This window comes from Halomonas kalidii (assembly GCF_030010475.1).
Lineage (GTDB): Bacteria > Pseudomonadota > Gammaproteobacteria > Pseudomonadales > Halomonadaceae > Halomonas > Halomonas heilongjiangensis.
Genome location: NZ_JASCQN010000054.1, coordinates 174,725 through 193,920, shown reverse-complemented (window position 1 = coordinate 193,920; position 19,196 = coordinate 174,725). Strand labels below are relative to the sequence as shown.

15 protein-coding genes are annotated in these 19,196 nt (G+C 67.1%); 1 reads left to right on the top strand and 14 read right to left on the bottom strand.

All coding sequences use genetic code 11. The annotated features are described in order from the left end of the window. Positions 1–6: 6 nt before the first annotated feature. Positions 7–2,100, bottom strand: a complete 2,094-nt coding sequence (recG, locus tag QLQ85_RS21415; RefSeq protein WP_282740850.1) for an ATP-dependent DNA helicase RecG — start codon at positions 2,098–2,100, stop codon at positions 7–9. Continuing rightward, positions 2,097–3,017, bottom strand: a complete 921-nt coding sequence (locus tag QLQ85_RS21410) for a hydrogen peroxide-inducible genes activator (RefSeq protein WP_282722561.1) — start codon at positions 3,015–3,017, stop codon at positions 2,097–2,099. Before QLQ85_RS21410 ends, recG begins: the two co-directional genes overlap by 4 nt. A 112-nt stretch (positions 3,018–3,129) precedes the next feature. Here QLQ85_RS21410 and QLQ85_RS21405 point away from each other — a divergent pair, with 112 nt between their 5' ends. Further along, positions 3,130–4,011: an SDR family oxidoreductase gene (locus QLQ85_RS21405; RefSeq protein WP_282740849.1), complete on the top strand. Its 882-nt coding sequence runs from the start codon at positions 3,130–3,132 to the stop codon at positions 4,009–4,011. 205 nt (positions 4,012–4,216) lie between these two features. Here QLQ85_RS21405 and QLQ85_RS21400 read toward each other — a convergent pair whose 3' ends face one another. The 12 genes from QLQ85_RS21400 to lpdA form a co-directional block, all read right to left on the bottom strand. Next, positions 4,217–4,720, bottom strand: a complete 504-nt coding sequence (locus QLQ85_RS21400) for an acyloxyacyl hydrolase (protein ID WP_282740848.1) — start codon at positions 4,718–4,720, stop codon at positions 4,217–4,219. Between the two features lie 31 nt (positions 4,721–4,751). Further along, positions 4,752–5,267 carry an RNA 2',3'-cyclic phosphodiesterase gene (thpR, locus tag QLQ85_RS21395; RefSeq protein WP_282740847.1) on the bottom strand — a complete coding sequence of 172 codons (516 nt, stop codon included), beginning with the start codon at positions 5,265–5,267 and terminating at the stop codon, positions 4,752–4,754. Continuing rightward, entirely contained in the window at positions 5,264–5,653 is a 390-nt protein-coding gene (locus QLQ85_RS21390; RefSeq protein ID WP_282740846.1) for a RidA family protein, read from the bottom strand. The genes thpR and QLQ85_RS21390 overlap by 4 nt, the downstream gene beginning before the upstream one ends. 90 nt (positions 5,654–5,743) lie before the next feature. After that, positions 5,744–7,879 (bottom strand): RelA/SpoT family protein, encoded by a 2,136-nt coding sequence (locus tag QLQ85_RS21385; RefSeq protein ID WP_282740845.1) that lies wholly within the window; start codon positions 7,877–7,879, stop codon positions 5,744–5,746. A gap of 66 nt (positions 7,880–7,945) precedes the next feature. Continuing rightward, positions 7,946–8,206, bottom strand: a complete 261-nt coding sequence (rpoZ, locus tag QLQ85_RS21380; protein WP_102626582.1) for a DNA-directed RNA polymerase subunit omega — start codon at positions 8,204–8,206, stop codon at positions 7,946–7,948. A gap of 94 nt (positions 8,207–8,300) precedes the next feature. Beyond that, a complete protein-coding gene (gene gmk, locus QLQ85_RS21375; protein ID WP_282740844.1) occupies positions 8,301–8,933 on the bottom strand; it encodes a guanylate kinase in 633 nt (210 codons plus the stop codon). A 65-nt stretch (positions 8,934–8,998) separates the two neighbouring features. Then, positions 8,999–9,952 carry a glutaminase B gene (glsB, locus tag QLQ85_RS21370; RefSeq protein ID WP_326521392.1) on the bottom strand — a complete coding sequence of 318 codons (954 nt, stop codon included), beginning with the start codon at positions 9,950–9,952 and terminating at the stop codon, positions 8,999–9,001. Between the two features lie 106 nt (positions 9,953–10,058). Continuing rightward, positions 10,059–11,525, bottom strand: coding sequence for an alanine/glycine:cation symporter family protein (locus QLQ85_RS21365; RefSeq protein ID WP_282740843.1), 1,467 nt, complete (start codon positions 11,523–11,525; stop codon positions 10,059–10,061). 347 nt (positions 11,526–11,872) lie between these two features. Next, entirely contained in the window at positions 11,873–13,297 is a 1,425-nt protein-coding gene (locus tag QLQ85_RS21360; RefSeq protein WP_282740842.1) for a sigma-54-dependent transcriptional regulator, read from the bottom strand. Between the two features lie 61 nt (positions 13,298–13,358). Next, complete coding sequence (locus QLQ85_RS21355; RefSeq protein ID WP_282740841.1) at positions 13,359–15,128, bottom strand: transporter substrate-binding domain-containing protein; 1,770 nt, start codon at positions 15,126–15,128, stop codon at positions 13,359–13,361. A gap of 229 nt (positions 15,129–15,357) precedes the next feature. Beyond that, entirely contained in the window at positions 15,358–16,902 is a 1,545-nt protein-coding gene (locus QLQ85_RS21350; protein WP_282740840.1) for an SLC13 family permease, read from the bottom strand. Positions 16,903–17,080: 178 nt separating this feature from the next. After that, complete coding sequence (gene lpdA / locus QLQ85_RS21345; protein WP_407650430.1) at positions 17,081–19,192, bottom strand: dihydrolipoyl dehydrogenase; 2,112 nt, start codon at positions 19,190–19,192, stop codon at positions 17,081–17,083. Positions 19,193–19,196 lie beyond the last annotated feature (4 nt).

Below are 19,196 nucleotides of genomic sequence, written 5' to 3'. Positions count from 1 at the left end.
GGGCGTTTACACCTGCCCGTAGCGCCCGGCCTCCTCGCCCAGCCAGCGGCGGATCAGCGGACGGCTCGCTTCGGGGTGGCTGGCGAGCAGTGCCTCGGCCAGTGGCGAGACCCGCTCGAGCAGGTCGGCGTCGCGCTCCAGGTCGGCGATCTTCATCTGGGCGAGCCCCGTCTGGCGGGTGCCCAGCACCTCGCCGGGGCCGCGCAGCGCCAGGTCCTTCTCGGCGATGCGGAAGCCGTCGGTGGTCTCGCGCATCACCGACAGGCGTTCCCGGGAGTGGGCCGACAGCGGGCCGTGGTAGAGCAGCACGCAGAAGCTCTCGGTGGAGCCGCGGCCGACCCGGCCGCGCAGCTGGTGGAGCTGGGAGAGCCCCAGCCGTTCCGGGTTCTCGATGATCATCAGGCTGGCGTTGGGCACGTCGACGCCCACCTCGATCACCGTGGTGGCCACCAGCAGGTCGAGCTCGCCGGCCTTGAAGGCGTCCATCACCTCGGCCTTCTCGCCGGCCTTCATGCGCCCGTGGACCAGGCCGATGGCAAGCTCCGGCAGCGCCTCGGTGAGTTCGTCGCGGGTCGCCTCGGCGGCCTGGCACTGCAGCGCCTCGGACTCCTCGATCAGGGTGCAGACCCAGTAGGCCTGGCGGCCCTCGGCGCAGGCGTGGCGGATACGCGCCACCACCTCGGGACGGCGCTCGTCGGGCACCACCACCGTCTTCACCGGGGTGCGGCCGGGGGGCAGCTCGTCGATCACCGAGACATCCAGGTCGGCATAGGCGCTCATCGCCAGGGTGCGGGGAATGGGGGTGGCGGTCATCACCAGCTGGTGCGGCGTCAGCCCCCCGGCCTCGCCCTTCTCGCGCAGCGCCAGGCGCTGGTGCACGCCGAAACGGTGCTGCTCGTCGACGATGGCCAGCCCCAGGCGCTGGAAGTGGACATCGCCCTGGAACAGGGCATGGGTGCCCACCACCATGCGCGCCCGGCCGTCGAGGATCGCCGCCTTGGTGTCCAGCCGCGCCTTGCCCTTGAGCTTGCCGGCCAGCCAGGCGACCTCGATGCCGAGCGGCTCGAACCAGGCACGAAAGGCGCGAAAGTGCTGCTCGGCGAGGAGCTCGGTGGGCGCCATCATCGCCGCCTGGCAGTCGCCGGCGATGGCCGACAGCGCCGCCATCGCCGCCACCACCGTCTTGCCCGAGCCCACGTCGCCCTGTACCAGGCGCAGCATGGGCACCTCGCGGGCCAGGTCGGCGGCGATCTCGTCGAGCACCCGGCGTTGGGCGCCGGTCAGCGAGAAGGGCAACTGGGTGAGAAAGCGCGCCTGCAGGCTGCGTCCCGAGGGCAGGGCGGGTGCACCATCGGCCTGGATGCGCAGGCGCACCTCGCGCAGGCTGAGCTGGTGGGCGAGCAGCTCCTCCAGGGCCAGGCGACGGCTGGCCGGGTGACGGCCGCTGGCGAGCAGTTCTGGGTCGGCCTCCGCAGGCGGCTGGTGCAGGGTTCGCAGGCAGTGGTGCAGCTCGAGCAGGTCGAAACGCCGGCGCAGCGCTTCGGGAATCCAGTCGGGCAGCGCCCCCGGGGCGGCATCGAGGCACGCGAGGGCCTGCTCGATCAGCGGTCGCAATCGGGTCTGGTGGAGTCCCTCGGTGGTGGGGTAGATCGGCGTCAGGTGATCCTCCACCGGCGGGGCGCCGGTACCGAGCAACCGATACTCGGGGTGGTAGAGCTCCAGGCCAGTGGCCCCGGCGCGGGCCTCGCCGAAGCAGCGCACTCGCGCGCCGGGATGGAACTGCTGCTGCTGGGCCGGCGAGAAGTGGAAGAAGCGCAGGCTGAGGATGCCGGAGCCGTCGCGCAACCGCACCAGCAGGCTGCGCCGGCGGCCACGGACCACTTCACCGGCCACCACCTCGCCCTCCACCACCGCCTCGTGACCGGCACGCAGGGTGCGGATGGGGGTGATGCGGGTGCGATCCTGGTAGCGTAGGGGCAGGTGAAACAGCAGGTCGGCCACGCTGGCGATACGCAGCCGCGCCAGCTTCAGCGACAACGCCTCGCCGACCCCCTTGAGTGACGTGACCGGCGCGTCAAGAGCATTGGTGTCAGCGCTCATGCCGGCTCGGGTTCGGCCTGGCGGCAGCGGGCGATGGCATCGGTCACGGCGTCGATGGCCCTGGGCCGCGGGAAGCTGGCCCGCCAGGCGATGGCCACGGTGCGCGATGGGGCCGGCGGGCTGAACGGCCGGCTGCTCAGCAGGCCGCTCTCGTAGTGGCCGGTGCCGATGGCCGAGCGCGGCAGTACCGTGATGCCGAGTTTGGAGGCCACCATATGGCGGATGGTCTCCAGCGAGCCGCCTTCGGCGGTGAGGGTGTTGCTGGGACTGTTGAGCTTGTGGCTGATCGCCGGGCAGGCCTCGAGGATCTGGTCGCGAAAGCAGTGGCCCTCGCCCAGCAGCAGCAGGCGCTCGTCGAGCAGGGCCTCCTTGTCGATGCTCGTGCGCTCGACCCACGGGTGGTCGGCCGGGATCAGCACCTCGAACTCCTCGTCGTAGAGGGCCTTGGTGACCACGTCGGTCTCGGTGAAGGGCAGGGCGATGATGATGGCGTCGAGCTCGCCGTTTCTCAGCTTGCGCCTCAGGTTGCCGGTGAAGCCCTCCTCGATGTAGAGCGGCATCTGCGGGGCGCTGGCCGCCAGGGCCGGCACCAGGTGCGGGAACAGGTAGGGGCCGATGGTATAGATGGCACCGATGCGCAGCGGGCTGGCCAGTTGGTCGCGTCCGGCCGTGGCCAGCTCCTTGATCACGCTGCTCTGTTCCAGCACGCGCTGGGCCTGCTCGACGATCTTCTCGCCCATGGGCGTGACCTGGACGGTGGACTTCGAACGCTCGAACAGCGCCACGCCAAGCTCCTCCTCGAGTTTCTTGACCGCCACCGAGAGGGTCGGCTGCGACACGAAGCAGCGCTCGGCGGCGCGACCGAAGTGGCGTTCCTGGGCCAGGGTTACGATGTAGCGAAGTTCTGTTAGAGTCATCTTGGTGCCGGTAGGCATCCTCTCGATACGGGTATTGCCCCGAGGTACGGGGCATGAAGCACAGGGAAAGAATAATGCCAATAGGGACTTTTTATCAGGGGGCGAAGGAAAGGTGAAGAAGACGACACTCATTCTGGGTTGTGGCGACATCGGCACGACCCTGGGACGGCACCTTCGGCAGGCGGGCCAGCGGGTGGTCGGCGTGCGGCGCAACACCGCGGCCCTGGCAGGTGAAGATAGTGGCATCGAGGCCATCTCGGCCGACCTGACGGAGGCGGCGAGCCTGGCCGAGCTCCCGGATGCCGATGTGCTGGTCTACGTGGCCACCGCCGACCACTTCGACGAGGAGGCCTATCGGGCCGCCTATCCGGATGGCCTCAAGGCGGTGCTGGCCGAGTACGCCGCCCGCGACAAGGCACCGAGACACGTCTTCTTCGTCTCCTCGACCAGCGTCTACGCCCAACAGGATGGCGAGCGGGTCGACGAGACCAGTCCCACGGCGCCCTCGGGCTTCTCCGGCCAACTGATGCGCGAGGCCGAGCAGGCGCTGATCGAGCACGAGCTGCCGGGCAGCGTGGTGCGCTTCGCGGGCATCTACGGCCCCGGACGCGACCGCTTGATCCGTCAGGTGAGCGAGGGGCGTATCGCCCCGGCCAGCCCGGCCATGTACACCAACCGCATCCATCGCGACGACTGCGCCGGGGTACTGGCGCACCTCATCGATCTCGCCCTGGCCGGCGAGTCGCTCCATGAGCTCTATCTCGGCAGCGATTGCGAGCCGGCGCCGTTGCACGAGGTGATGACCTGGCTGGCCAGGCAACTCAAGGTCGAGGCCACCGAGACCATCCAGTCGCCACTGCGTCGGCGGGCCAGCAAGCGCTGCGACAACACCCGACTGCTCGAGAGTGGCTACGTCTTCCGCTACCCCAGCTACCGCGAGGGCTATGCCCAGGTGTTGAAGGAGGGGGGCTTCCTGGCCCCCGAGAAGGTCTAGCGCTAGAAGCGCTGGCTCCCTTCGCCGAACCGGGCTCACAGCGAGAAGCGATAGCCCAGCGGCAGGGTCTCGAAACCGCCGACTGGAGAGCGGGCGCCCGATCCCTTCGGGGGACCGGGCTCACAGCGAGAAGCGATAGCCCAGCGTCAGGGTTTCGAAACCGCCGACTGGAGAGCGGGCGCCCGATCCCTTCGAGGGACCGGGCTCAAAGCGAGAAGCGATAGCCCAGCGTCAGGGTTTCGAAACCATCGTTGGGGCGCCGGATACCGCCGTTGGAGTAGTGGGTCAGGGCCAGCGAGAGTTCGCCGCTGGCCCACGGCATGCCCAGCGCCAGGCGGTCCTCGAACTGGAAGGCGGTGGAGAGTTCCCGTGATTCGACCCGGGTGTCGAGGAACAGGGCCGCACCGATCCCCCCCTCGAGGAAGAGCCCGCGTTCCCCGGCGAAGGTGTAGCGCAGCGCCGGGGAGAGCAGCCAGGCCGCGTTGCCGTCCTTCTCGCGGCTGGACAGCAGCAACAGGCCGGTGGCCAGCCGCAGGTCGAGGCGCGGATGGAAGCGCTCGAGCCCGATCATCCGATCGATCTCGACCGTCAGGGCTGCCGTGGATTCGCTGGAGGCGCCGGCGGCGACATACCAGTCGGCCATGGCGGGCGCGCTGCCCAGTAGTGCCGCCAACGCGGTGACGATCGCCCTGCCTGTCCTGGGGGACATTCCCTTCTCCCTCTGTTTTTCCACCGGCGGTTCAAGGGCTCCCTGACCGCGCCAGGGTGGCATAGCGAGCGCCCCGGGCGTCGGTGATGGAGTGAATAAGCTCAAGCTGATTATAGGACCAGTCGAGCCGGATGTCCGGCAGGCCGTCGGTCTCGAGGGCGTGGGCGCGCCGCAGCAGGGTGACGTGGGGGATATAACGGCCGGGGCGACCCCCGATGCCCCGCGGCGCCAGTTCATCCCACAGGCGACGCTGCAGGGCCTCGAGGGGCGGATCCGGGTGGCGACTGCCGACCCAGACGATTCCCGGGCGCTGGAAAGTGCCCCAGCGATCGAGCCGCCAGTCGCCGGGGGGGATCTCCAGCGAACGCACCCAGCCGCCCAGCGCGACGGCCTGCGCCTCGTGCACCTCGCCGAGAAAGGCCAGGGTCAGGTGCAGGCTCGCGTCGGGCATGCGCCGGCCGCCGCAGCGGGCGTGGGCGAGATCCGCCAGTTCCGCGAGCCGCGCCCGCAGTGCGGGCGGCGGCACCAGCGCCAGGAAGAGTCTCAATCGCCGATGACCATGATCGCCTCTGCCTCGAATTGACTGCCCTTGGGCAGCGCCTTCACCCCTACCGCGGCGCGGGCCGGGAAGGGGGCGCTGAAGAACTCCTCCATCACCTGGTTGACGATGGCGAAGTTGTCCAGGTCCACCAGGTAGAGGTTGATCTTGACGATCTCGCCGAGCGAGCCGGCGGCCTCCTCGCAGACGGCCTTGAGGTTGGTGAAGACCTGACGGGCCTGGGCCTCGAAGTCGTCGGAGACGATCGTCATGGTCGCCGGGTCCAGCGGGATCTGGCCGGAGAGGTAGACGGTGTTGCCGGCCTTGACGGCCTGGGAGTAGGGACCGATGGCGGCGGGCGCCTGGTCGGTGTTGATCACGGCCTTGTTGCTCATGGAATGCTCCGCGTTGTCGTTCGATTGAGGTTACTGATGAATACGTGGCCCGCCCTCGTGGCCACGGGGGCGGGCCGCTGGGGGAATGACTCAGTTGCCGACGCGCGAGATCCTGCCGATATGGGACAGGTTGCGCAGGCGCTTGATGATCCTGGCCAGGTGCACGCGGTCGTGCACCGCCAGGGTCAGGTGCACGATCGACAGCCGGGCGTCACGCTCCTCGATGCCGATGCGCTCGATGTTGGCCCCGGCGTCGGTGACCAGGCCGGCGAGTTCGGCCACCAGGCCGCGGCGACTCTCCACCTCGAGGCGCAGCGCGACGGGGAAGTCCTCGTCGATCTCGTCGGACCACTCCAGGGGGAACAGCTTGTCCGGGTCGTTCTTCAGTTCGCCGAGATTGCGGCACTCGGTGCGATGCACCACGATCCCCTTGCCCACCGAGAGGTGGCCGATCACCGGGTCGCCGGGCAGCGGGTGACAGCAGCGGGCGAACTTGATCACCATGCCCTCGGCACCGCTGATCACGATGGGACCGTGGGGCCGGCCCTGGCGATCCGTCGTCTCGCGCGCCTCGCCGTGATGCAGGTCGATCAGCCGGCGTGCCACCACGTGGGCGACCCGGGTGCCCAGGCCGATGGACTCGAGCAAAGCCTCCTCGTGCTTCAGCGCCAGCTCGGCCAGCAGGGTGTGGAGCGGGCCGCCGGGCAGCTCCTCCAGGCTGGTCTCGAAATCGGCCAGTGACTTGTTGAGCAGGCGCCGGCCGAGCTGAACCGCCTCGGTCTGCTGCTGGTGCTTCAGGGCATGGCGGATCGCCGAGCGCGCCTTGGCAGTGATCACGAAGTTGAGCCAGGCCAGGTTGGGCTTGGCGCCGGGGGCGGTGATGATCTCCAGGGTCTGGCCGCTCTCGAGCCGGGTGGAGAGCGGTGCCAGGTGGCGGTCGATGCGGCAGGCGATGCAGCTGTTGCCGATATCGGTATGCACGCTGTAGGCGAAGTCGATCACCGTGGCGCCCTGGGGCAGCTCCATGATGTCGCCCTTGGGCGTGAAGACGTAGATGTCGTCGGGGAAGAGGTCGTTCTTGACGTGCTCGATGAACTCCAGCGAATCCCCGGCGTGGCGCTGCATCTCCAGCAGCCCCTTGACCCAGGCCCGGGCCCGGGCGTGGCTGCCCTCGGCGATGGGGTGCTCGGTCTGGCCGGCCTTGTAGAGCCAGTGGGCGGCGATGCCGTTGTTGGCCATCGCCTCCATCTCGCGGGTGCGGATCTGCACCTCGATGGGCATGCCGCTCGAACCGAACAGGGTGGTGTGCAGGCTTTGGTAGCCGTTGGCCTTGGGGATGGCGATATAGTCCTTGAAGCGGCCCGGCACCGGCTTGTAGAGGTTGTGCACCACGCCGAGGATACGGTAGCAGCTGTCGACGTCGTCGGTGATGATGCGGAAGCCGAAGACGTCCATGATCTCGGCGAACGGCTTGCGCTGGTCGCGCATCTTCTTGTAGATCGACAGCAGGTGTTTCTGGCGGCCGACCACCGTGCCGGGCAACCCCTCGTCGTCGAGGCTCGTCTGCAGGGCATTCTGGATCTGGCGGATCGCCGAGCGGCGGTTGCCGCGGGCGCTGGAGACGGCGCGCTTGATGCGCTCGGCGCGCATCGGGTGCAGGGCCTGGAAGGAGAGGTCCTCGAGCTCCACGCGGATGGTGTTGATGCCCAGCCGGCTGGCGATGCGGGCGTAGATCTCGAGCGTCTCGCGGGCGATGCGGCGCTTCTTCTCGGGGCGCAGGGCGCCCAGGGTGCGCATGTTGTGCAGGCGGTCGGCGAGCTTGACGATGATCACCCGGATGTCCCGGGACATCGCCAGCACCATCTTCTGGAAGTTCTCGGCCTGGGCGACCGCCTTGTCCTCGAAGGTGATCTGGGTCAGCTTGGAGACGCCGTCGACCAGCTCCGCCACCGGCTTGCCGAACTGCTCGGCCAGGGCCTCCTTGCCGACCCCGGTATCCTCGATCACGTCGTGCAGCATGGCCGCCATCAGGCTCTGATGGTCCATGTGCATATTGGCGAGAATATTCGCTACAGCTAATGGATGCGTGACGTAGGGCTCGCCGGAGCGACGCCGCTGGCCATCGTGGGCCTGCTCGGCGTAGTAGAAGGCACGCTTGACCTGCTGGATCTCGTCGGGAGGAAGGTAGCCGCCGAGACGGTCGGCCAGGTCATCGATGGTGAACATGCGGCGCGCCCTGAATCCTGCGTGAGTGCCCTGCGAAATGAGGCGGCGGGAAGCCGTCGTGCGGGGTCACTCCTCGGCGGCGAAGCCCGGCTCGGGTTCGCGGCGGATGCGCACCGGCGCCTCGACCGGCTCGTCGAGCACGTTCTCGTCGATCAGGCCTTCGGCGATCTCGCGCAGGGCCATGACGGTGGCCTTGTCGTTCTCCCAGGGCAGCAGGGCATCGCGGGAGCCGCGGGCCAGCTGGCGGGCACGCTGGGTGGAGATCATCACCAGCTTGAAACGGTTTTCGACGTTTTCCAGACAATCTTCGACTGTGACTCGCGCCATGGGTGCCTTCCTGAATGCCGGTGGGGAATCGACGCGGGGCCCGCGGTGAGGGTGGTCGCGGGCGAGGATTCCACCAATGGATAGACCCAATAGGTTACTCGACGCCCGGCTCACCTGACAAGAGGGCAGCGAGCAGGGGGCCGTGACGCTCGCGGACCCGCGCCAGGGTCAGGCGGCGGGCGATGACCAGTGACTGGAGCTCGCGCAGGGCGGTGGTGAAGTCGTCGTTGATCACCAGGTAGTCGTACTCGTCGTGGTGCGACATCTCCTTGACCGCCTCGCGCATGCGGCGGGCGATCACCGCGTGCTCGTCGGTGCCGCGGCTGGCCAGGCGGTGCTCCAGCTCGCTGCGGGAGGGGGGCAGGATGAAGATCGAGACGGCCTCGGGCAGCTGGCTGCGTACTTGGCGTGCGCCCTGCCAGTCGATCTCCAGGATGACGTCCTGGCCGGCGGCCAACATGGATTCCACGGCCGGGCGGGAGGTGCCGTAGTAGTTGTCGAATACCCGGGCGTATTCGAAGAACTCGCCGCGTTCGATCATCGCCTCGAAGCCCGGCACGTCGACGAAGTGATAGTTGACGCCGTCGACCTCGCCGGGCCGGCGCTGACGCGTGGTGTGCGAGACCGAGACCCGGAGGCCGTCGAGGCTCTCGATCAGTTCGCGCACCAGGCTGGTCTTGCCGGCACCGGAGGGGGCGGAAACGATGAAGAGTGTACCTTGGGCCATGGGCATGGGTCCGATCGAGCCGCTTCGAGGAAGGGCGTACATTATCGCACAATGCCCACCGGCTTCTACCTGGAGCCGCCCTCCACTCCGGCTGGGGCGATATTGGCGATCCGGACCCCCAGCTTGTCGGTGAGCAGCTCGAGGGCATGCTGGGCGGCCACCGAGTTGCCGGCCGCGTCGAGAGCCGGGGACCAGGCGCAGACCGACAGCCGGCCGGGCACGATGGCGACGATGCCGCCCCCGACGCCGCTCTTGGCCGGCAGGCCCACGCGGTAGGCGAAGTCACCCGCGGCATCGTACATGCCGCAGGTGAACATGATCGAATTGATCCGGCGCGCCAGGTCCGGTGTGATGAACGACTTGCCGGTCGCCAGGGCGTGGCCGTCGGCGGCGAGGTAGTTCATGGCGACGGCGAGGTCGAGGCAGCTCATGCGTAGCGAGCAGCAGGAGAAATAGGCGTCGAGGACGGCGTCGACCTCGTTGTCGATATTGCCGAAGGCCTTCATCAGGTAGGCCATGGCGGCATTCCGGGAGCGGTGCTGCCATTCCGAGGCCAGCACGTGCCTGTCGATCAGGATCGAGGCGTTGCCGGACAGCGTCCTGGCGATGTCCTGGATGTGCTTCGAGGGGGTGGCGAAGGCGCTGACCAGATGGTCGGCGACCACGATGGCGCCGGCGTTGATGAAGGGGTTTCTGGGCTTGCCGCGCTCCGCTTCCAACTGCGTCAGGGAGTTGAATGGCATTCCCGAGGGGTTGAGGCCGACCCGTTGCCACAGCGCGTCCCCGTGCGCACGCAGGGCCAGGGTCAGCAGGAACACCTTCGACAGGCTCTGGATGGAGAACGGCTCCTGGGCATCGCCGGCCGTGTATCGTGCCCCGTCGTTGGTGCAGATCGCGATGCCGAAGCGGTTGGCATCCTGCTCCGCGAGCGCCGGGATGTAATCGGCGACGCGGCCCTGCCCCAGCGTCTCCCGGGCGCGTCGGTCTATTTCCTCCACCCATGACTGCATCGTCAGCATGGCGCCGGGCCTCGGGTCGAATCATGTTTCGTACGGGTAGTCATGTGTCGCCGTGACCCCTGAAAGGGACGAGGGAAGGCCCGGCCATGGCCGGGCCGGTTGAGGCCTAGCTGGACGAGGGGCCGGCCGCTGCTGGCTGCTGCCGCGCCAGCAGGTCCTCGGGCTCGATGTCCCAGGCGGCCGGGTCGATGTCCAGGTCGGTGAACTTGCCGGCATCGAAGATGGGCTGTTCGACGCCGGCGGCGATCTGCGCGTCGAAGTCGCGCATGATCCTGAGGCCGGGCTTGAACAGCATGATCAGGGCGATGAGGTTGGCCAGTGCCAGAAAGCCCATGGTCACGTCGGCGAAGCCGAACACCGTGCCCAGGTCGGTGGTGGCGCCCCAGGCGCACAGCGCGATGATGGCGACACGGAAGGCATTGAACAGCGTCACGTTCTGGCGGCTGAAGAAGTTGAGGCTGTTCTCCCCCAGGTAGTAGTTGTAGAGGATGGTACTGAAGCCGAACAGCAGCAGCGCGATGCTGACGAAGCTGCGACCCCATTCGCCCACGTGTTCGGCGAGGGAGGCCTGGGTCAGCGCCACGCCGCCGATATCGGCGGTACTGGCCGGGTCGTAGATACCGCTGAGCAGGATGATGAAGGCCGTGGCCGAGCAGATGATCAGGGTATCGATGAACACCGAGAAGGCCTGCACGATGCCCTGGTTGGCCGGGTGCGGCACGTAGGCGACCGCCGCCACGTTCGGCGCGCTGCCCAGCCCCGCCTCGTTGGAGAACAGGCCGCGCTTGACGCCCATCATGATGGCCGCGCCGATGCCGCCGCCGATCGCCTGCTCGAGCCCGAAGGCGCTGTGGACGATCAGCATGAACACCTCGGGGATCCGGGTGACGTTCAGGGCCAGCACCACGATGGCGATCAGCAGGTAGCCGCCCGCCATCACCGGTACCAGGACCTCCGTCACCCGGGCGATCCGCTTGACGCCGCCGAAGATGATCAGGCCGACGATCACGGCCATGCCGATACCGGTGAAGAGCACCGGCACGCCGAAGGCATCGTCAAGAGAGGTGGCGACGGCATAGGACTGCAGGGCGGTGAAGCCGAAGCCGAAGGTCACCAGCAGCAGTGCCGAGTAGAGCAGTGCCAGCCAGCGCCATTGGCTGCCCAGCCCGCGGGCGATGTAGTACGCCGGCCCACCGCGGTAGGTGCCATTGGGTTCGGCCGTCTTGTAGGTCTGGGCCAGGGTGCATTCCAGGTAGCTGGTGGCCATGCCCATCAGGCCGACCACCCACATCCAGAAGATGGCCCCGGGGCCGCCGAGGGTGATGGCGACCGCCACCCCGGCGATGTTGCCGCCGCCGACACGGCCGGCCACGGACAACAGCAAGGCCTGGAAGGAACTCAGGTGGCCGTGCTTGTCACGCCGGAACGCCTGGCTGGCGCTCAGGATCCGGAACATGCGACCGAAGTAGCGGAACTGGACGAAGCGGGAGGCGAGAGTGAAGCCGATGCCGACCGCGATCAGCAGCACGATCAGTATCTTGCCCCAGAGTATGTCGTTGATGATATCCAGCATCATGAGTCTCCACCGGTGGTTGTTGTTGGCATGGAAAGGTGCGCAGCGGCCGTGTTGGCCGTCGCCGTGGTTGTTAATCGTCTCTGTCGTTGCAGGGCTAGCCGGGGCTCGTGGGTCGTCACGAGCCGACAGATACAACGCAAATGGCGTGCCATCCGGCCGAAAAAATCTAACCCGTTGTTATGGAAAGACTATTGGCGATGACCTGCTGGACGGGGCGAGACGAAGGGGTATAACCGAGAGCTGCAAGGTGCCTGAAGTTGGCATGGAAAAGCCAAGTAATACAGCATGATACGCCAGGTTATAACCATGGTTATGGGTATGGCGCCGGTTATAGGGGTTGGCGGCTAGTCGTCCGGCCCGACTTCGCGCATCTTCTTCAGCCGCTTGCTCAGCGCCGGCTGGGAGATGCCCAGCAGGCGTGAGGCGATGGACTGGTTGCCTTCGGCGCGCTTCATCGCTTCGTCGACCAGCTGGTCGGCGACCGCATGCAGTGTCGGCAGGGGTTCGTCGGGCGCGAACGCGGTGTGCCGGGTGACGGGGTGGGGCAGCGGCCTGTCGTTCGTGTGCTGCATGGCGCGCTTGAAGATCTCCATGGACAGGGTCCTGGAGCGGTGCACGCTCATGGCATCGAAGACCATGGCGCGCAGCTCGCGCACGTTGCCGGGAAAGCCGTAGTTGGTCAGCAGTACCGGCAGTTCCGGGGGGTAGGAGGGCTTGTGCTTGCCGAGCTCGTCGGCCGCTTCGGCGAGGAAATGCTCCAGCAGCAGCGGGATGTCCGACTTGCGTTGTCGCAGCGACGGGATATGCACCTGGTGGGTGCGCAGCCGGTAGTAGAGGTCCTTGCGAAACGTGCCCGCCCGCTGCTTCTCACCCAGGTCCTGGTGGGTCGCCACCACGACCCGCGCCCGCATGCGCCTGGGGCGGTCGCTGCCGAGTGGATAGTATTCGCCCTCCTGCAACAGGCGCAGCAGCTTGACCTGGGAGGCCATGCTCAGGTCGCCGATCTCGTCGAGCAGGAGGGTGCCATCCGCCGCCTGCTCGATCATGCCGGCACGCTCCTGGTCGGCGCCGGTGAAGGCGCCCCGCTGGTGGCCGAACAGGGTATCGGCGAAGACGTTGTCGTCGAGCCCCGCCACGTTGACGCACACCAGGGGGCCCTGGCGGCCGCTCAGGTCATGGGCCGCGCGGGCGAACAGCTCCTTGCCCACGCCGCTCTCCCCGCCGATCAGGATCGGCTGGCTGGTGGGCGCCACCGACTCCAGGTACTGGAAAACCGAACGCATGCCCTTGTCGGCGGTGACGATGCGGGCGAAGGCCTCGGGGTGTTCGAGGGTGTCGTTGAGGAAGCGCTTGCGCAGCTCCTGGTTCTCCTGGCGCAGCTCCTGCAGGCGAATGGCGCGTTTGATGCCCTCGAGCAGCCGGCCTTCCTCGTCGGTCTTGACGAAGTAGTCGAAGGCGCCCTGCTTGATGCAGTTCACGGCCGTTTCCACCTGGTTCAGGCCGCTGATCACGATCACGCCGACATCCGGGTGCTCCTCGACGATGCGGGCCAGCAGCTGCTCGCCCGAGAGGTGGGGCATGGTCAGGTCGAGGGTCACCAGGCCGATGTTCTCGCGTTCCAGCAGCGTCAAGACCTCCCGGCTGTCCTGGCAGCGGTAGATGTTGGTGATGCCGCCCGAGCGTTCGAGCGCGATGCTCAGGCTGCGCAGGAAGGAGGGCTCGTCATCGACGAGCAGCAGGCCAAAGGAGGGGTAGAGATTCTTCGTCATCGGACGCTTTCCACCTAACAGTCCAGGAGTGCGTGGCTTCTCGTACGGTGCTCGCACCGCTTCAGCCCGGCGCCGGGGGTGACGGCGCCTCGGCGGGGGGCGGTTGCGGTGGCACCGGCAGGGCGAGGGTGACGGTCGTGCCCGCTTCCGGGCTCGACTCGAAGGTCAGGGTGCCATGGTGTTCGCGCACGATGCCGGCGGAGACGGACAGCCCCAGCCCGGTGCCGCCGCATTCTCGCCGGGTGGTGAAGAAGGGGTCCGTCAGCCGGCTCATTGCTTCGGGCTCTATGCCCCGACCCTCGTCGCGGACCTCCAGCACGACCCTGCCCGTGTCGCTATCGTAGCGCGTCGTCAATTGAATGCCCTGTGCCGGGTCCTGTAGCGCCTGGCAGGCGTTGAGCACCAGGTTGATCACCACCTGCTCGATGCGCTGGGCATTGCCTTCGATGGCGGGCAGATCCTCCGCGTAGTGCGTGGCGAAGCGCCGGGTGGCCTTGCGAATCGAGCTATCGACCAGGCGAATGGCGGTGCCCACCACCGCATTGAGATCGAAGCTCTCGCCCTGTTCGTCACCGCCCTGGCGGGCGAATTCCTTGAGATCGCCGACGATGCGCTTGATGCGACGGGTGCCCTCCTGCATGTCGTCGATCATGCAGGGAAGCTCCTCGCGCATGCGTGAATAGGGCAGCCCGCCGAACGGGAAATCGCCGTGAGTGCGGTAGTGGGCCTCGAGAATCGGCTCGGCGTCGGCATAGGCGTCGCGCAGCACCGGCAGGTTCAGCAGCAGCAGGCTACTGGGGTTGTTGATCTCGTGGGCGACGCCCGAGACGAGAATGCCGAGGGAAGCCATCTTGTCGGCCTGGATCAGTTGCTGCTGATGCTGGTGCAGCTCCGCGGTCCGGCTGGCGACCTGTCGCTTGAGCGTCCGGTTCCAGATCACGATGGCGCCTAGTACCAGCAATAGCAGCGCGGAGAGCGCCGCGCCGACCTGGCCGATCTTCTTCCAGGCGATGCCTCCGGTCTCTTCCAGGGGCCCCAGCCACTTGTCGTAGATCGCCTGGTGACGGCCGGTGTTCTTGAGGATGGCGAGCCCCTCGCTGAACTTGGCGAGCAGGTTCGCATCGCCCTGCCTCACCGCGTAGCCGTAGCGCAGCGAGAAGGGCCGCGCCACCGGCACCAGGTTGGTCAGACCCAGCTCGCGGCTGAGGTAGAGCGCGGGCAGGTTGGCGACCAGGGCATAATCGTGCTGGCCGGCGGCCAGCGCCCGCAGCGCGTCGGCGTGGGTGTCCACGGGGATCACCACGGCGCCGATGTCGTGCTCGATCAGGTAGTCGTGCATGATGTCGCTGCGCTGGACGATCACCTCCTTGCCGTGCAGCTCCTCGACTTCCACCACCGGGTCGCCGCGGCGGGCGAAGATCGATTGATGGACGATGGCGTGGGGCGGCGTGAAGTCGAAGTGTGCGGTACGCGCCTCGGAATAGGACATGCCCTGGAGAATGTCGATCTCGCCCTGCTCCAGCTCACGGCGTACCTCGCTCCACGGCTTCAGTTCGATGCGCACCTCGATGCCCATGACCTCGGCGATGGCCCGGGTCAGCTCCACGTTATAGCCGGCTGGCTCGCCGTCCTCGTCGAGGAACTCGTAGGGCGGGTGGTAATGATCGCCACCGACGACGATGACCTCCCTGGCGCCATCGGGAGCGTCCGGCTCGGCCTGCCCCCAGCCCGGCAGGGGCGCGACCAGCCAGGCGACCAGTGCCGCCAGCCGCACCCACCGCGAGGCGGCGGGGAGAGGCGTTCGACAGGACACCGCCCGGCTTGCCGTCATCCGTACCTCGACTCGTTAGTCTGGATCTTGAAATGGGGTGGCGATAGTTTTTTGATTAACAATCAGCAAGTTACATTTTGGTTGGGTGGCTGGAATGCAGGCTTGCTCCCCAATCGGCTGGGGCTCCCAATCGCGACCGGGGCTGGCAGGGTGCTGCTCGGCCAGGGGGCTGAGGGCATTCTACTGAAGCGGTACGGCAGTGGCTATTGACTGCCTGTACCGCCGGGGATCAGAACTGCAGCCCGAGCGCGAAGCCGCCGAGCATGTAGCAGAAGAGGGTGATCAAGGCGATCCCGATGACGTTGAGTACGACCCCGCCGCGCGCCATCTGGCCGATGGTGACCGCACCGGTGCCGAAGACGATGGCGTTCGGCGGCGTGCCGACCGGCAGCATGAAGGCGCAGGTCGCGGCGAAGGCCGCCGGGATCAGCAGCGTCATCGCGTCGGCGCCGATGCCGACCGCCACGCCCCCGAGCACGGGGATGAAGGTCGCGGCCGTGGCCGTGTTGCTGGTCACCTCCGTGAGGAACAGCACGAGCGTGGTCACGGCGGCGACCAGCAGCAGGATCGGTAGCACCTGCAACCCGGTGATCTGCTCGCCGAACCAGCCGTCAAGGCCGGTCGCTGCCACCGCGCCGGCGAGGCTCAGACCGCCGCCGAACAGCAGCAATACGCCCCAGGGCAGCCCGTCCTCGGCATCCTGCCAGTTCAGCACCGCCTCGCTGCGGCCCCTCCCGGGCAGGATGAACATCGCGATGCCGGCGGCGACGGCGATGGCGGTGTCGTCGAGGTTGCCCAGCGGCCCCAGCCGCTCACCCACCCCCGGGATAGTGGCGAGCAGCCCGGGCACGACCCACAGGAATGCCGCCGAGCAGAAGACGATCATCACCATCTTCTCGCCCTGACTGAACGGACCGAGCTTGTGGATCTCGCCGTCGATCATCTCCTTGCCGCCGGGGATTTCCGCGACATTGAAGCGGTAGAGCACGCGGGTCATCAGCACCCAACCCACCAGGATGAAGGTAAGGCCCAGCGGCACGCCGAGCATCATCCACTCGAGGAAGCCGATGGTGCGACCCAGCTCGTCGGCAGCATAGCCGGCGACGATGGCGTTCGGTGGGCTACCCAGCAGGGTGCCGAGGCCGCCCATGCTCGCCGACCAGGCGATCGCGAGGAGCAGGCAGACACCGAACCGCTTGATGTTATCGTCGAAGATGAAGTCAACGTGGCCGGCCCGGTGGTGGTCGTGCTCGTGGCCTGCGGGGTCATGGCCGGGGGAGACGGTTTCCAGGGACTCGCCGCTGCGCTCCGCCACCAGGCGGAGCACGGAGAGCCCGATCGGCAGCATCATCAGCGTCGTCGCGGTGTTCGAGACCCACATCGACAGGAAACCCGTGGCGAGCATCATGCCGAGCACGATCCGCTTCGGCTCGACCCCGACCCGGGCGAGCGTCAGCAGCGCGATGCGGCGGTGAAGGTTCCATTTCTCCATGGCGATGGCGATCAGGAAGCCGCCGAGGAACAGAAACACGATGGAGCTGGCGTAGGGCGCCGTGGCCTGGCCGACGGTGCGCTCCGTCAGCATCGGGATCAACACGATCGGCAACAGGGCCGTGGCCGACAGCGGAATCGCCTCGGTCATCCACCAGATCGCCATCAGGGTGGCGATCGTCGCCACCCAGCGCGCGTCCGACGACAGCCCGTCGGCCTGGCCCATGGCGAGCCAGACCAGCAGCGCCATGCCCAACCCGAAGGCGCGCAGGCCCCACGTCATCCTGGCGGATCGACCGCCGGTTGTTTCATCATATGCTTCCGGCTGGCGAGGTTGATCATTCATATTTATATCCTCCCACCTTGTTTGCATTCATTGATGTTCAGTCGTTCCAGGTTCAACGGCTGAGGTCGGGTAGCGGCGTGAACGCGGTGGTATCAGCAGCCCGATGGAATTCCTCCTATCGTTTCTTCTGCGGCGGCAGATCGGTACACACGCCTTCGAACAGTTCGGCGGCCATGCCGACCGATTCGCCCAGGGTCGGATGCGGGTGGATGGTCTTGCCGATGTCGACCGGGTCACAGCCCATCTCGACGGCCAGGCAGAGTTCGCTGATCAGGTCCCCCGCCTGGGTGCCGACGATGGCGCCGCCGATGATGCGATGGGTGTCCTCGTCGAACAGCAGCTTGGTGAAGCCCTCGTCGCGGCCGTTGGCGATCGCCCGACCGCTGGCCGCCCAGGGGAAAACCGCCTTGCCGTACTTGATGCCCTCGGCCTTGCATTCGGTCTCGGTCTTGCCGGCCCAGGCGATTTCCGGGTCGGTGTAGGCCACCGAGGGAATCTGGCGGGCATCGAAGAAGCTCTTCTGTCCGGCGGCGGTTTCCGCCGCGACATGTGCTTCATGCACGGCCTTGTGAGCCAGCATCGGCTGGCCGATGATGTCGCCGATGGCGAAGATATGCCCGACGTTGGTGCGCATCTGCTTGTCGGTGGCGATGAAGCCGCGTTCGTCGACCGCCACGCCGGCGTTTTCGGCACCGATCTTGTTGCCGTTGGGACTGCGCCCGACCGATTGCAGGATCATGTCGTACAGCTGTGGCTCGGCGGGGGCGTTGTCGCCCTCGAAGCTGACCTTGAGGCCATTCTTCTGGGCTTTGACGGCGGTGGTCCTGGTCTTGAGCATCACCTTGTCGAAGCGTGGCGTGTTGACCTTTTCCCAGACCTTGACCAGGTCGCGGTCGGCACCGGTCATCAGCCCGTCGAGCATCTCGACCACGTCGATGCGCGTGCCCAGGGTGGAGTAGACCGTGGCCATCTCCAGGCCGATGATGCCGCCACCGATGACCAGCATGCGCTTCGGGATGGACGTGAGTTCCAGCGCGCCGGTGGAATCGACCACCCGGGGGTCGTCGGGAATGAAGGGCAGTTTCACCGACTGCGAACCGGCGGCGATGATGCACTTGTCGAACTTCACCACCTGCCTGTCGCCGGTCTGCTCCTGGCCGTCGCCGCTGGTCAGGGCGACTTCCAGGTGATGGGGGTCGAGGAATTTTCCCACTCCGCGCACCGTCTGGACCTTGCGGGCCTTGGCCATGCCGGCCAACCCCCCGGTGAGCTTGCCGACGACCTGTTCCTTCCAGCCGCGCAGCTTGTCGAGGTCGATCTTCGGCTTGCCGAAGGCGATGCCGTGATCGGCCATGGCAGTGGCCGCGTCGGTGACCGCCGCGACATGCAGTAGCGCCTTGGAAGGGATGCAGCCGACGTTCAGGCACACTCCGCCGAGGGTGGCATAGCGTTCCACCAGTACGGTCTTCATGCCCAGGTCGGCGGCCCGGAAGGCGGCCGAATAGCCACCCGGCCCGGCGCCCAGCACCAGCATCTCGCACTCGAGGTCGGCGCCGCCGGTATGGGTGGCCGCCTTCGGGGCGGGCGCGGCGGCCGCCTTCTCTCCCGCTCCCTGCACGGAAGAAGGCGGGGAGGCGGGGGATTTCCCCTCCGCTTCCAGCATCAGAATCGCCGACCCTTGCGAGACCTTGTCACCGACTGACACCAGCACGTCAGTGACCTTGCCGGCCTTGGGTGCGGGCACGTCCATCGAGGCCTTGTCGGACTCCACTGTGATCAGCGGGTCCTCGGCACGGATCGTATCGCCTGCGCGTACCAGCACTTCGATGATCGGAACATCGCCGAAATCGCCGATGTCCGGCACCCGAATCTCTTCCAGGCTGCCGCCGCCATAACCACCGCCTGCATCGCCGGGCGCCGCCGAGCCAACCCCTTTGTTATGGACCGTCGGATGCGGTTCGTGGTCCGCCACCCGGGATCCGGTATCGGCCGGTTCCAGCATCAGAATGGTCGAGCCTTCGGAGACCTTGTCACCCTCCTTGACCTTGAGTTCTCCGACCGTGCCCGATATCGGGGACGGCACGTCCATGGAGGCCTTGTCGGTCTCCAGGGTGATCAGCGGGGTGTCGATGTCGATCGCATCGCCCGGTTTGACCAGCACCTCGATGATCTCGACATCCTTGAAATCCCCGATATCGGGCACCTTGACTTCGATTGCATTGGCCATGTCG

Excerpts from the sequence above, each read along its gene's own strand:
- QLQ85_RS21385 (WP_282740845.1), bottom strand. The coding sequence starts at position 7,879 with ATGTTCACCATCGATGACCTGGCCGACCGTCTCGGCGGCTACCTTCCT.
- rpoZ (WP_102626582.1), bottom strand. The coding sequence starts at position 8,206 with ATGGCGCGAGTCACAGTCGAAGATTGTCTGGAAAACGTCGAAAACCGT.
- QLQ85_RS21355 (WP_282740841.1), bottom strand. The coding sequence starts at position 15,128 with ATGACGGCAAGCCGGGCGGTGTCCTGTCGAACGCCTCTCCCCGCCGCC.
- QLQ85_RS21350 (WP_282740840.1), bottom strand. The coding sequence starts at position 16,902 with ATGACGTGGGGCCTGCGCGCCTTCGGGTTGGGCATGGCGCTGCTGGTC.
- recG (WP_282740850.1), bottom strand. The coding sequence starts at position 2,100 with ATGAGCGCTGACACCAATGCTCTTGACGCGCCGGTCACGTCACTCAAG.
- QLQ85_RS21365 (WP_282740843.1), bottom strand. The coding sequence starts at position 11,525 with ATGCTGGATATCATCAACGACATACTCTGGGGCAAGATACTGATCGTG.
- QLQ85_RS21390 (WP_282740846.1), bottom strand. The coding sequence starts at position 5,653 with ATGAGCAACAAGGCCGTGATCAACACCGACCAGGCGCCCGCCGCCATC.
- QLQ85_RS21400 (WP_282740848.1), bottom strand. The coding sequence starts at position 4,720 with ATGTCCCCCAGGACAGGCAGGGCGATCGTCACCGCGTTGGCGGCACTA.
- lpdA (WP_407650430.1), bottom strand. The coding sequence starts at position 19,192 with ATGGCCAATGCAATCGAAGTCAAGGTGCCCGATATCGGGGATTTCAAG.
- QLQ85_RS21360 (WP_282740842.1), bottom strand. The coding sequence starts at position 13,297 with ATGACGAAGAATCTCTACCCCTCCTTTGGCCTGCTGCTCGTCGATGAC.
- QLQ85_RS21410 (WP_282722561.1), bottom strand. The coding sequence starts at position 3,017 with ATGACTCTAACAGAACTTCGCTACATCGTAACCCTGGCCCAGGAACGC.
- glsB (WP_326521392.1), bottom strand. The coding sequence starts at position 9,952 with ATGCTGACGATGCAGTCATGGGTGGAGGAAATAGACCGACGCGCCCGG.
- gmk (WP_282740844.1), bottom strand. The coding sequence starts at position 8,933 with ATGGCCCAAGGTACACTCTTCATCGTTTCCGCCCCCTCCGGTGCCGGC.